We start from the raw sequence: 13,196 nt of genomic DNA, 5'->3' as shown, positions 1-13,196 counted from the left end.
AAGCAGATGGACTTTCTATTCAATATTTTCAACATCTTTTATAACCAAGTAATGACCAAGGCTCCGTTACTCTTAGGTTTAGTAACGATGATTGGTTACATTTTGTTACGTAAAGATGTGACAACTATTATTAAAGGTACAATTAAAACCATCGTTGGTTTTATGTTAGTACAGTTAGGTGCAGGTGCATTAACTTCAAGTTTTAAACCTGTAATCGAAAAATTATCAGAGTACCATCATTTAGAGGGTTCTGTAATTGATCCATACACAACTCTAATTGCAACTATTGATACTATGGGTGACGACTACTCTTGGGTAGGTTATACCGTATTAATTGCGTTAGGGATTAACATTCTGTTAGTGGCGTTCCGTCGCTTTACAGGTATTCGTACGATCATGCTTACTGGTCACATTATGTTCCAGCAAGCGGGTCTAGTGGTGATCTTCTACTTTATTATGGGAACTCCAATGGTAGAGTCGATTATCTACAGTTCAGTGTTAATCGCATTATATTGGGCAATCTCTTCTAACATTATGTATAAGCCAACTCAGGCGGTTACAGGTGGAGCTGGTTTCTCAATTGGTCACCAACAACAAGTAGCTTCATACATTGCTGTAAAAGTAGCACCAAAAATTGGTAACCCAGAAAATACAGTGGACAATTTAAAATTACCTAAATGGTTAAATGTATTCCACGATAGTATTTCTGCGACTGCAATAGTAATGACATTATTCTTCGGTATTATTCTGCTTTCTTTTGGTATTGACCGTTTACAAGAGATGGCTGGTAAAACCAACTGGGTAATCTATATCTTTGAAACAGGACTTAAATTTGCTGTAGCAATTCAAGTAATTGTTATGGGTGTAAGAATGTTCGTTGCTGAACTGTCTGAAGCATTCAAAGGTATTTCTGAAAGAATTATTCCAAATGCGGTACTAGCGATTGACTGTGCTGCTATCTATGCTTACTCTCCAAATGCAATGGTGTTTGGTTTTATCTGGGGTGCTATAGGTCAATTTATTGCGGTAGGTATCTTATTCTTAATGAATGCTCCTATCTTAGTAATCCCTGGATTTATCCCAATGTTCTTCTCAAATGCAACTATCGGGGTATTTGCGAATAAATTCGGTGGTTGGAAAGCTGTAATTGTATGCTGTTTCACTTTCGGTATTATCGAAGTGTTAGGTTCAGCATGGGCAATTCATCTAATCTCTGAATATGGCGTTAAATTTAATGCTTGGATGGGGATGGCTGACTGGGCTCTAGTATTCCCTGTATTATTCCAAGGTTTAAGCATTAGCAAACTATTCTTCTGGGTAGTAATTATCTTAGCAGTTATCTATATGTTCTTTGCTTCTCGCAATCTACGCGCTGCTGAAGCTTTAGCAAAAGAAAAAGGTATTACTGTTGACCAATTAGATGGTTATGGTTTAGAAGAAGAGCAAGATACAACTGAAGAAGTTAATCTTGAAAAATCTAATGAAAAACCTATCCGTATCCTTGCAGTGTGCGGTAATGGTCAAGGTTCATCTATGATGCTTAAAATGAAAATTAAAGCATACCTAGATAAACGTGGTATTCCAAATGTAATGGATTCTTGTGCGATTTCTGACTACAAATCAAAATTACAAAATACTGACATTATTGTAAGCTCGAAACACTTATCTGCTGAAATGGAAGTTCCAGACAGCAAAGCAGTGTTAGGCGTACAAAATATGTTAAACCCTGCAAGTTTTGGTGATGAATTAATTGCCCTAATTCAAAAATTCCAAAGTCAAAACAAATAAATTTAATAGGCCAATCTAAAGTCTAGAGGGGAAAAGCTTCCCCTTTAGACGATATCTTTAGGATATTAATATGAGTGTTAATTTAAAAGATTCTCTCTTACAAAATAATTCTATTCGCTTAAAACAAAAAGTAGCTACTTGGCAAGAAGCGGTTAAGTTAGGTACCGATATTTTAGAAGCTAACGGAACTATTACTCCAGACTATTATCAAGCTATTCTTAAATGTGAAGCAGAGCATGGACCTTATTTTCATTTATGTCCAGGTTTAGCTATGCCTCATGCTCGTCCTGAAGATGGGGTAAAAGTTAACTCTTTTGCTTTAGTTACTTTAGAAGAACCTGTAGCTCTTTCTGATGGTTCTTTAGTTGATGTTTTTATTACTCTAGCTGGTGCTGATAATAATAGCCACATGAATGCTTTAATGCAGATTATGAGTACGATTGAAGATGAAGAGAGTGATGATGGTGTTGATCTCGAAAGATTACGTTCTTGCTCAAGTGTCGAGGATGTAATTAAGGTAATAGACACTTATGTGGTAACTACAGAGGAATAGTATGACAAACAAACCATTATTACAAATTGCTTTAGATTCTTTAAACTTAGATATAGCTCTAGACACTGCAAAAAAAGTATCTTCATTTGTGGATATTATTGAAGTGGGCACAATTTTAGCATTTGCTGAGGGGATGAGAGCGGTTTCAGTTTTACGTAAAGATTACCCTAATCACATTTTAGCTTGTGACCTAAAAACGACCGACGGTGGCGCAATTTTAGCAAAAATGGCATTTGAAGCTGGTGCGGATTGGTTAACAGTATCAGCTGCTGCGCATATTGCAACGATTGCAGCTTGTAAAAAAGTAGCAGATGAGTTTGGACGTGAAATTCAAATTGAAATTTACGGTAACTGGACTTATGAAGATGCGCAAGCATGGGTTGATCTTGGTATCAAACAAGCAATTTACCACCGTTCACGCGATGCGGAATTAGCTGGTAAAGGTTGGGAAGAAGATGACCTAGTTAAGATGCGTAAGCTGTCAGATTTAGGACTTGAGTTATCTATTACTGGAGGTATAGTTCCGGAAGATATCCATCTTTTCCAAGGAATTAAAGCTAAAGCCTTTATTGCGGGGCGTGCGCTAGCTAAAGAGGGCGGTGAAGCTACAGCTTTAGCAATTCGTGCTGAAATTGACAAATACTGGTAAGGTAAGCTATGAAAGAAGTAACCATAGGTATATATGAAAAAGCTTTACCAAAAGATATAACTTGGCGTCAAAGACTTGAGTTAGCTAAAGAGCTAGGTTACGACTATGTTGAAATCTCTATCGATGAAACAGATGAGCGTTTAGCACGCTTAGACTGGAGTAAAGAAGAGCGTATCCAGTTAAATCAAGATATGTTGGAGCTAGAGATAGATATTCGTAGTATGTGTCTTTCAGGACATAGACGCTTCCCTTTTGGTAGCCATGATCCAGAAATACGAGCAAAAGCATACCAAATGATGGAGAAAGCGGTAAAACTTGCTGTTGACCTTGGTATTCGTAATATCCAGTTAGCAGGATATGATGTTTACTATGAAGAGCAAGACCAAACTACTTTAGCTTACTTTAAAGAGGGAATGCTTTGGGCAACTAAATTAGCAGCACAACATCAAGTAATGCTTTCGGTGGAAATAATGGATACCGAATTTATGAGCTCAATTACTCGTTGGTTAGAGTATCAAGAACTGGTAAATAGCCCTTGGTTCTGCGTTTACCCAGATGTAGGTAACTTAAGTGCTTGGGGTAATGATGTCCCAGCAGAGTTAGCTAAAGGTATTCCGTATATTACCGCTATTCATTTAAAAGATACTTATGCGGTAACTGCTGATTTCCCAGGTCAATTTAGAGACGTACCTTTTGGTGATGGCTGTGTAGATTTTGTTCAAGTTTTTAAAACTTTAAAAGAGCTTGATTACAAAGGTTCATTCTTAATTGAAATGTGGACTGAAAAAGCTGAAGATCCAAAAGCAGAGCTTATCAAAGCAAAAGCTTGGATTAAAGAACAGATGAAACAAGCTAAGTTTCTTGAGGAGTAAAAATGTTAGAAGATTTAAAAGAAAAAGTCCTCAAAGCAAATAAAAAATTACCTGAATATGGTTTAGTTACTTTTACTTGGGGAAACGTAAGCGAAATTGACCGTGAATCTGGTTTAGTGGTTATTAAGCCATCAGGTGTTGAATATGACGAAATGACCGCTGACGATATGGTGGTAGTTGATCTCGAAACAGGTAAAGTTGTTGAGGGTAAACTAAAACCATCATCAGATACTCCAACCCATTTAGAGATTTATAAACAATTTCCAGATGTAGGTGGAGTAGTACACACTCACTCACGTAATGCAACTACTTGGGCACAGGCTGGTTGTGATATAGTTCCCCTTGGAACTACACATGCAGACTACTTTTATGGAACAATTCCTTGTACCCGCCGTATGACAGTTGAAGAGATTCAAGGTGACTATGAACTTGAAACGGGTAAAGTAATTGTTGAAACTTTTAGAAGTAGAGAGATAGATCCAAATATGGTACCTGGAGTACTTGTAGCTTCACATGGTCCATTTGTTTGGGGCAAAGATTCTCTAGAAGCTGTTCACAATGCAGTAGTGCTTGAGGAAGTGGCGTTAATGAATTTTAACTCTTTAATCATTTCTCCAAATGCGCAAGATATGCAACAAGTGTTAATTGATAAACACTTTTTACGTAAACATGGTAAAAATGCCTACTACGGGCAAAATACCCCTGACCATAAATAATTGCTAATAAACAAAGTTAAGGAAAAAATGATAGTCGGCTTATTTAGCCGGCTATTTTTAAGCTTGTAAATAGTTATAATCAAGGGTAAGATTCAAAGATAGAGAGATATCTCCAAAGTTATACAAACAGCAGATAGAGATATAGGAAAAATAACTTTGCAGTTTGAAAATTTTTTACTAAGATCGTGACCTCACTAGAATGGCTAACTAAGTATTTCTTAGAGCAAAATAGAAAAAAGTTCTTTAAAAGAGTATTAAAATTTGCTATAATACTGTACGTTTATTATCTGCAAATGATCATAAGTAGTTTTCTAGAAAAAGATTCTTGAAAATTACTTGAGTAAAACGCAAATAGACTATTCTTTGCCCTAGGGTTTTAAGTCTGTAATTAAAACTTTCTTTAGAGGACAAAACATAGTTTATTGAAATTTTATTTCCTCTTGCTACTTTAGTTTTCCATTATTCGGATTAGGTATTCGAATTAGGGGGTAGTTAAGTTCTTTAGAATTAATTTAATTTGAACTTAACTTGGAAAAAAGTGGTAAAGATATAAATGGGATAAATTTGCGGAGATAAACCTGTTATGTAGTAATGTGATGTTATTGTTTCGTAAGTTTGTAGTTACAGCAGTAATATCTCTAATCTCAAAGGAATATCTTAAGATGTCAAATATTAAAATTACTTTACCTGATGGTTCTGTAAAAGAGTTTTCAGCTCCAACAAGCTTAGCTGAAGTTGCAAAATCAATTAGCAACAGCTTATATAAAAATGCAATTTGTGGTCGTGTAAATGGTGAATTAAAAGATCTAGTAGATCCAATTACCAGCGATGCAGAAGTTGTGATTTATACGGCAAAAGATCCTGAGGGTGTTGAAGTAATTCGTCACTCATGTGCACACTTACTAGGACACGCTATTAAACAACTGTACCCAGATGTTAAAATGGCTATCGGTCCAGTAATCGATAAAGGTTTCTACTATGACGTGCAAATTGATCATGCTTTATCTGACGAAGAGTTAGCTAAACTTGAAGCACGTATGAAAGAATTAGCTGCGACAAAATATGATGTTGTAAAACAAAATGTTTCATGGCAAGAAGCTTATGATACATTTAAAGCGCGTGGCGAAAATTTCAAAATGGAGATTCTAGAGGATAACATTCCTAAAGATTCTCGTCCAGCTTTATACCACCACGAAGAATATATTGATATGTGTCGTGGTCCACACGTACCTAACATGCGTTTTTGTGAACACTTCAAGATCATGAAAACATCAGGATCTTACTGGCGTGGTGATGCGCAAGGTATCCACTTACAACGTATCTATGGTACAGCTTGGGGTGATAAAAAAGCTTTAAATGACTACTTAGTTCATTTAGAAGAAGCTTCTAAACGTGACCACCGTAAAGTAGGTAAAGCGTTAGATTTATTCCACCTTCAAGAAGAAGGTCCAGGCTTAGTATTCTGGCATAACGATGGTTATACAATTTTCCGTTCTATAGAGAATTTTATTCGTGAAAAAATTCAAGAGCACAACTATCAAGAAGTTAAAGCTCCAATTATTCTAGATAAAACTCTATGGGAAAAAACTGGTCACTGGGATAACTACCGTGACAATATGTTCACTACTTCATCTGAAAACCGTGAATACGCAATTAAACCAATGAACTGTCCTGGTCACATTATGATCTTTAAACAAGGTTTAAAATCATACCGTGATTTACCAATTAGAATGGCAGAGTTTGGTTCATGTCACCGTAATGAATCATCTGGTTCATTAAGTGGTATTATGCGAGTACGTGGCTTTACGCAAGATGATGCGCATATTTTCTGTACTAAAGATCAAATCCAACAAGAAGTTCAGGGTTGTATTAGTTTAATTCGTGAAATCTACAGCGTATTTGGTTTCGACGAAAATAAATTTAAAATTAAGTTATCAACTCGTCCTGAAAAACGTATTGGTGATGATGCTACTTGGGATTATGCTGAACAAGCTTTAGCTAATGCTATTACTGCAAGTGGTCTAACATTTGAATATTTACCTGGTGAAGGTGCTTTCTACGGTCCAAAAATCGAGGTAACTATTTATGACTCATTAGATCGCGCATGGCAGTGTGGTACAGTACAAGTTGACTTCTTTATGCCTCAACGCTTAGATGCAACTTATATTGGTGAAGATGGTGAGAAACATCACCCAATTATGATTCACCGTGCATGTGTTGGTTCATTAGAGCGCTTTATTGGTATCTTAATTGAAGAATACATTGGTTCGTTCCCTGCTTGGTGTGCTCCAACGCAAGCTGCAATATTAAATATTTCTAGTGCGCAAGAAGAGTACGCTTGTGAAGTTTATGCTAAACTAAGAGCTGCTGGTATTCGTACGAAGATTGACTTACGTAACGAAAAAGTAGGCTTTAAAGTAAGAGAGCAAACTATTAAACGTATTCCTTATATCCTAGTATGTGGTGATAAAGAAGTTGCTGATGGCACAGTATCAGTGCGTACGCGTACAGGTAAAGATTTAGGAACATATCTAGTTGATGACTTTGTAGCTAAATTACAAAATGAAATAGCTACACGCTCATTAGTATCTTTTAGCGAGTCGGAGAAATAGTTATTAAAGCTAATAATAATCGTAGACAAAATACTACTCAAAGACCTAACCGTATTAACCGTGAAATCCGTGCTAAAGAAGTGCGTGTTACAGATGCGGAAGGTGCTCAATTAGGTATTATGTCGGTGCGTGAAGCACTTGAAATTGCTGAAGAAAGAGATTTAGATCTGGTAGAGATTAGCCCAACGGCTAATCCACCAGTATGTAAAATCATGGATTACGGTAAATTCCTTTACGAAAAACAAAAAGCACAAAAAGAGCAAAAGAAAAAGCAAAAAGTTGTGCAAGTGAAGGAAATTAAATTCCGCCCAGGTACCGATGAAGGGGATTATCAGGTAAAATTACGCAACCTGATCCGCTTCTTCGAAGACGGTGACAAAGCTAAAATTTCGATCCGTTTCCGTGGACGTGAAATCGTTCACGTTGACCTTGGTGTACGCTTAATGGATCGTCTAAAAGAAGATTTAAAAGACTACGCTGTAGTTGAATCATCTTCTGGTAAAAAAGTAGACGGTCGTCAATTAGTGATGACCATGGCTCCTATTAAGAAGAAAAACTAGGGTTAAAGAGTTACTGGTTTAAATTTAGTAAGATACTAAATACCTTTAACCACCTTATTTTTCATGTTGCAATGCGTAATATAACTAATTTTGGAAAAAATCATGCCAAAAATTAAAACAGTACGTGGCGCTGCTAAGCGTTTCAAACAAACTGGTTCAGGTCGTTTCAAACGTAAACAATCACACCTTCGCCATATCTTAACTAAAAAATCTCCTAAACGTAAACGTCAATTACGTAATAAATGTTTAGTTGCGAAAGCAGATCAGGTTTTAGTTGTAGCGTGTCTTCCATACGCAAGATAATTTAAGAAGAGGTGATTAATGGCTCGTGTTAAACGTGGTGTAGTGGCGAGAGCTCGTCACAAGAAAGTATTAAAAGCAGCTAAAGGTTACTATGGTGCTCGTAGCCGTGTATACCGTGTTGCTTATCAAGCAGTAATTAAAGCTGGTCAGTATGCATACCGTGACCGCCGTCAGAAAAAACGTCAATTCCGTCAATTATGGATTGCTCGTATCAACGCGGCAGCTCGTTTCAACGGTTTATCTTACAGCCAATTTATTAACGGTCTGAAAAAATCTCACATCGAGATCGACCGTAAAGTATTAGCTGATATCGCTGTATACGATCAAGCGACTTTCTCTGCTTTAGTAGCTAAAGTAAAAGAAGCTTTATAATAATAAAAAAAGACTAGTACCATGATGGTGCTAGTCTTTTTCCATGTCTAAATTTTATTTCATGTTAGTGGAGATATTTGCCTTAAGTTTTGCAGGCAACTTTAGTTCTTAATTGTCGCCCTTATCTTAGCAATCTCTCAGCTTGCTAAAATTGCTAAAATTTCTGAGATTACTAAAAAATTGTTTTTGCTTGAGGCAGAGCAAAAGACACTTCTTTATCCGAGCTCAAATTAATTTGTGTTTGCTGTTGCATAGCAAGGCAAAGGCTTTGCCATAAATCACTTTGCTTTTGCTTGAGTTCTTGCCAAGCTTGAGCTGGTGGGACTTTATTATTCGTAAGGATTTGTTGAATAAATTCTTCACTTTGCTCAAGGCAGATAAAGTAGGCTTGATTTATTTGTGCAATCTGCGCTAAAAGAAGATTAAGATCTAAAGAGCTTAATAAGTTATCAGCTTCATATTCTCCCTTAATACGTGCTAAAGAATTAGTCAAGAAAGGATAAAGTAAACTTTGAATAAGCCATGGAGATTTAGTAAAAAAGTTTGTTAGTCGATGATTATGAATAAATGTCTGACTAAATGTTTCCGCGATATTACTAAAAGCTTTACCTTGAGTTAAAATATTAATTACTTGCGCAAAAATAATTGCGTAATTATTTAATAGTTTAAAAAGATTCTCTTCTTCCTTACTACTTAGTTGATTGAAGAAAATTGTTCCAGCAAAAGATAGATCTCGCCAAGAGTTACATAACTCTTGCCAAGCTTCACCTTTTACCTTTAATGGAGTAAAACTTGAGTAATCTTTACTTATATAAGCATGCCAAAAATCATTGAAACAAAGGTAAGCTAGTAGATAGAGTAATGGATTCTTTGTAAGTAATTCATCACTATTATTACGAACTTCTTCTTTGATTTTCTTCAAGATTGTCTTTGTATTTACTGGGAATAACTCTGAAAACTCTTCAATAAAGTTAGGATAAGCTGTAAACCATGGTATTGGTAAAATATTGGACAGGCTTTGACTTACAAAAAGATTTTCAGGTGCTTCAGGTAAATAGCTAAATTGTACGAGACCGGTTTCTTGAAGCAAAGGAAAAAATTCACTAAAGACTCTATTGGTATTAACAATACTTTCTAGTTCCTGACGTACTTTAGAGCTCGCTCTAAAAAGAGTAAGGAAATCCTCTTGAGCTAGATTATGTTTGGCTTGCGATAGTAAATCTGGATCTATAATAAAGAGTTTTGTTATGGCAAAACGAAAAGCACGTAAGAAGCGAATCGGATCTTGCCAAAAGTTTTGATTAACTGCTCGAAGCAAAGGAAATCTTTGATCTAAATCACTAAGACCTTTACCGGTTGGGTCTATAATCTTGTCACGTTGTAAACGGATTTGCTCACCAGTTAAGTTTACTAAAGTATCTAAATTATCAGCTACTTCTAGATATAAGGAGTTGATAGTAAAATCTCGTCTTTGGCAATCATCTGCTAAGCTAACATTCTCAAGACTAAAATTAAAACCACGATAACCACTTCCCGTTTTTTCTTCGCGACGTGCTAAGGCATATTCTTGCTTATTTACCTTATTGATAAATACCGGAAAGTTGGGATCTATTTGCGTAAAATTTGGGTGCTTTTGTAGCTCTTCTATTTTTGCTCCAAAAACGACAAAATCTAACTCTTTCGGTTCTAGATTTAGTAAAGCATCGCGAATGGCACCACCAACTAAATAAATTTTAATAGACATAGAAATTAAAAAATTAAACCTTTTACTCTTGGATTAAAGGAGTGTAAACATTGTCTTGATTTAAACCAATATTTAGTTGGCTAAATAAGTACTGACTATGTTCAAACTCTTCAATAGTATCGATATCCACAGAGATATGATTATTGATATAAGGATAAGCTTTTTCATCAAGGAGAACGCCATTTAAAATGTTCTTAACTGACGAAATATAGATAACGCCATCTTCAAAGTAAAGTGGATCTAAATCTTGCGATCTTTGGCCAATCTTGTAGTTCCATGGTACATAATGGTTATCTACAATTTTTCCTAGTTTAGCGTAGCTTCTGGTTACAGAGAATAAGCTTTCAAGTTTTAACTCTGGGTTAGTGTAAATTTTCCAAACACTGTTAATTAAATTCTTTTCACGTAATGGGTTAGTTGCTTGTAATAAGATTACGTCAGTGATGCTAGGATCATTAATTTGTACTACAGCATCTGTAAGCACAGGTAAGGTTGGAGTAGTATCTTGAGAAAGATCGTCTGGACGATGAATAATCTTAGCACCAAATCTTTTTGAGATTTCAGCAATCTCTTCATTGTCAGTAGAGATATATACTTCACTAACAATTTCAGGGAAGAGTTTTGCATATAGAATAGAGTGAGCAACTAAAGGTAAACCATTTAATTCTCTAATATTTTTACCAGGAAGTCTTTTTGAATTCCCTCTGACCGGAATAATAACAATAGCTTTACGTTGATTTGTCATAGAATTTGAATAGGTTGTGACTAATAAGTTAAATTATACCGTATTTTCCTGAAGAAACCTTAAACAAACTCTAGCTTAGAGGTATTTGTTTAAGTTATGCGTACTAGCGGTAATCAGAAGTATAAAGATTGGAGTACCAATATATAAGATTGGAGTGCCAATATATAAGATTGGAGTGCTAATATATAAGATTGGAGTGCTAATATATAAGATTGGAGTGCTAATCTTGATAAGAATGGAAGCTAGTAAAAGTACCTAAGGATTGCTGAAGGATATTTAAGCTTATTTAAGACAATAAAGTAGGAAGAGAAAATAGTCTTACAATTTGTATGGTTAATTTTTCTTAAAGATTTACTTTTCTATTTTAATTATTAAGCTATTGAAAAATAGTAATAAAATCATTTTATGGAGAGTTAAAAGTTTTTACTTTAGCTGTAATCAAGAGATTGCTACATTATTTTAGGTACTACTCTATTGTAGTTAACTTTAATAAAATTGAGTTTTTATTATAAAAGCACTAAGATTTTTTATAGTTTATTGTAAAAACATAAATTTTTTACTTGCAGAGCTTTAAAAGTAATTTCTCTTGTGGTAATATACAATATTATTGTTTTTTATTTTTTGGACTTATTTACAACTTTAGATAAGTTTATATATTTTAATAAAGTTTAACAAGAGCCTCTAATTTTTAGAGGTTTAAATTGTTATAGAAAGTAATTAACTTTATTTAAATTTTTACATACACATATACTAATGGGGTTTTATGGATTTTCTCTTAAAAATTTATACTTGGCTTTCTGACGGGTTAAACTTTATTTTGCCTATAGCTTTAGTTGGAGTTGGTCTGTTTTTCTTTTTTGTGACTAGAGCAGTACAATTCCGCTTTTTTAGAATTGGTTTAAAAAATCTACTTTCAGGGCAGGCTAATAAAACATTAGACTCAACTAATATCTCACCATTACAAGCATTCATGACTGGTTTAGCTTCGCGTGTTGGTATTGGTAACATTGCTGGGGTAGCTTCTGCAATTACAGCAGGAGGTGCTGGTGCAATTTTCTGGATGTGGTTTGCGGCTTTACTAGGTATGGCGTCAGCATTTGCTGAGTCTTCACTAGCGCAACTTTACAAAACAAGAAACTCAGAAGGGCAATTTGTTGGTGGTCCAGCGTTCTATATTGCTCAAGGCTTAAAATTACCAATTGTTGGGGTAATCTTCTCAATCTGTTTAGCATTCACTTATGGCTTTGCTTTTAACTCAATTCAAGCAAACCAAATAGCAAATACTTTAGAAGCTAACTTCCACATTAATACAACAACTACTGCTATTATTGTTACAGCTTTAACAGCTTTTGTTATTTTTGGTAGTTTAAAAGCTGTATCACGTGCTTCTTCTAGCATTGTGATGGTAATGTCAGTATTCTATATTTTAATTGGTTTAGCGGTTTTAGTAGTTAACTATGATCGTATTATTCCAGCATTTGAATCTATCTTTGAAGGTGCGTTTAACCTACAAGCTGGTTTTGGTGGCTTATTTGGTACTGCTGTTGCTTACGGTATTAAACGTGGTCTTTTCTCAAATGAAGCTGGTATGGGTTCTGCGCCAAATATTGCAGCAACTGCTTCAACTAAACACCCTGCTGAACAAGGTTTAGTACAAATGATTGGTGTTTGTTTTGATACTTTCATTATTTGTACATTATCAGCGTTAATTATTTTAACTACAGGTATTTACACAAATACTCACTATGACAATGCTGCTTTAACATCTCAATCAGTAATTACCTCATTAGGTGATTGGGCTTCAATTGCAATGTCAGTGATTATTTTCTTATTTGCTTTCTCTTCGATCATTGGTAACTTTGCTTACTCTTTATCAGGATTAAAATATTTTACGCAAAGTAAATTTGTACGTATTGTTTTCACTCTAGCAGTGTGTGGTATTGTTTACGTGGGAAGTGTATCTTCACCAGAAAGCGTGTGGAATGCTGCAGACTTTGCAATGGCTATTATGACTTTATTAAACTTAGTAGCGATTGTTTTACTATGGAAACAAGTAAAATTACTAGTTGATGATTATAAACGTCAATTAAACAAAAAAGAACAAGACGAAAAATACGAGGTTCTGTTCAACTCTGACTTATACCCTGTTTTAAGAGATAAACTATACCACCAATCAATCTGGTCTCGTAAATTAGACGAAACTGCTGATGATGGTATTCATAAGAAAACTGGTTATAAGATTTTCGGAGCAAATGATACTGAAAACCATCGTTAAAAAATAT

Annotated in this window: 12 protein-coding genes; 10 read left to right on the top strand and 2 right to left on the bottom strand. The window is 35.0% G+C overall.

The annotated features are described in order from the left end of the window. Nucleotides 1–6 precede the first annotated feature (6 nt). The 9 genes from CKF54_RS03305 (at nucleotide 7) to rplT (ending at nucleotide 8,425) form a co-directional block, all read left to right on the top strand. Nucleotides 7–1,788: a PTS ascorbate-specific subunit IIBC gene (locus CKF54_RS03305; RefSeq protein WP_119524862.1), complete on the top strand. Its 1,782-nt coding sequence runs from the start codon at nucleotides 7–9 to the stop codon at nucleotides 1,786–1,788. A gap of 70 nt (nucleotides 1,789–1,858) precedes the next feature. After that, entirely contained in the window at nucleotides 1,859–2,341 is a 483-nt protein-coding gene (locus CKF54_RS03300) for a PTS sugar transporter subunit IIA (protein WP_119524861.1), read from the top strand. Nucleotide 2,342: 1 nt separating this feature from the next. Beyond that, the gene (locus CKF54_RS03295) at nucleotides 2,343–2,990 is read left to right on the top strand and encodes a 3-keto-L-gulonate-6-phosphate decarboxylase UlaD (RefSeq protein WP_119524860.1); all 648 of its coding nucleotides are present in this window, start codon (nucleotides 2,343–2,345) and stop codon (nucleotides 2,988–2,990) included. Nucleotides 2,991–2,998: 8 nt separating this feature from the next. Next, a complete protein-coding gene (locus CKF54_RS03290) occupies nucleotides 2,999–3,862 on the top strand; it encodes an L-ribulose-5-phosphate 3-epimerase (protein ID WP_119524859.1) in 864 nt (287 codons plus the stop codon). 2 nt (nucleotides 3,863–3,864) lie between these two features. After that, nucleotides 3,865–4,578, top strand: a complete 714-nt coding sequence (gene araD, locus CKF54_RS03285; RefSeq protein WP_119524858.1) for an L-ribulose-5-phosphate 4-epimerase — start codon at nucleotides 3,865–3,867, stop codon at nucleotides 4,576–4,578. A gap of 662 nt (nucleotides 4,579–5,240) precedes the next feature. Further along, entirely contained in the window at nucleotides 5,241–7,190 is a 1,950-nt protein-coding gene (gene thrS, locus CKF54_RS03280; protein WP_119524857.1) for a threonine--tRNA ligase, read from the top strand. Nucleotides 7,191–7,192: 2 nt separating this feature from the next. Further along, nucleotides 7,193–7,750 (top strand): translation initiation factor IF-3, encoded by a 558-nt coding sequence (infC, locus tag CKF54_RS03275; protein WP_119524856.1) that lies wholly within the window; start codon nucleotides 7,193–7,195, stop codon nucleotides 7,748–7,750. A gap of 102 nt (nucleotides 7,751–7,852) precedes the next feature. Then, nucleotides 7,853–8,053: a 50S ribosomal protein L35 gene (gene rpmI, locus CKF54_RS03270; RefSeq protein ID WP_119524855.1), complete on the top strand. Its 201-nt coding sequence runs from the start codon at nucleotides 7,853–7,855 to the stop codon at nucleotides 8,051–8,053. A gap of 18 nt (nucleotides 8,054–8,071) precedes the next feature. Beyond that, complete coding sequence (gene rplT / locus CKF54_RS03265; RefSeq protein WP_119497133.1) at nucleotides 8,072–8,425, top strand: 50S ribosomal protein L20; 354 nt, start codon at nucleotides 8,072–8,074, stop codon at nucleotides 8,423–8,425. A gap of 172 nt (nucleotides 8,426–8,597) precedes the next feature. On the opposite strand, the gene CKF54_RS03260 is transcribed toward rplT, so the two are convergent. Continuing rightward, nucleotides 8,598–10,169 carry a hypothetical protein gene (locus CKF54_RS03260; RefSeq protein ID WP_119524854.1) on the bottom strand — a complete coding sequence of 524 codons (1,572 nt, stop codon included), beginning with the start codon at nucleotides 10,167–10,169 and terminating at the stop codon, nucleotides 8,598–8,600. Nucleotides 10,170–10,191: 22 nt separating this feature from the next. Next, the gene (locus CKF54_RS03255; protein ID WP_119524853.1) at nucleotides 10,192–10,914 is read right to left on the bottom strand and encodes a cytidylyltransferase domain-containing protein; all 723 of its coding nucleotides are present in this window, start codon (nucleotides 10,912–10,914) and stop codon (nucleotides 10,192–10,194) included. Nucleotides 10,915–11,677: 763 nt separating this feature from the next. On the opposite strand from CKF54_RS03255, the gene CKF54_RS03250 reads away from it, so the two are divergent. Continuing rightward, nucleotides 11,678–13,189, top strand: coding sequence for an alanine/glycine:cation symporter family protein (locus CKF54_RS03250; RefSeq protein WP_119524852.1), 1,512 nt, complete (start codon nucleotides 11,678–11,680; stop codon nucleotides 13,187–13,189). The last annotated feature ends 7 nt before the right edge of the window (nucleotides 13,190–13,196 follow it).

Source organism: Psittacicella hinzii (assembly GCF_003585885.1).
Classification (GTDB): domain Bacteria; phylum Pseudomonadota; class Gammaproteobacteria; order Enterobacterales; family Psittacicellaceae; genus Psittacicella.
Note: the sequence above shows the minus strand (reverse complement) of the source record. Positions and strands in the feature narration are given on the sequence as shown.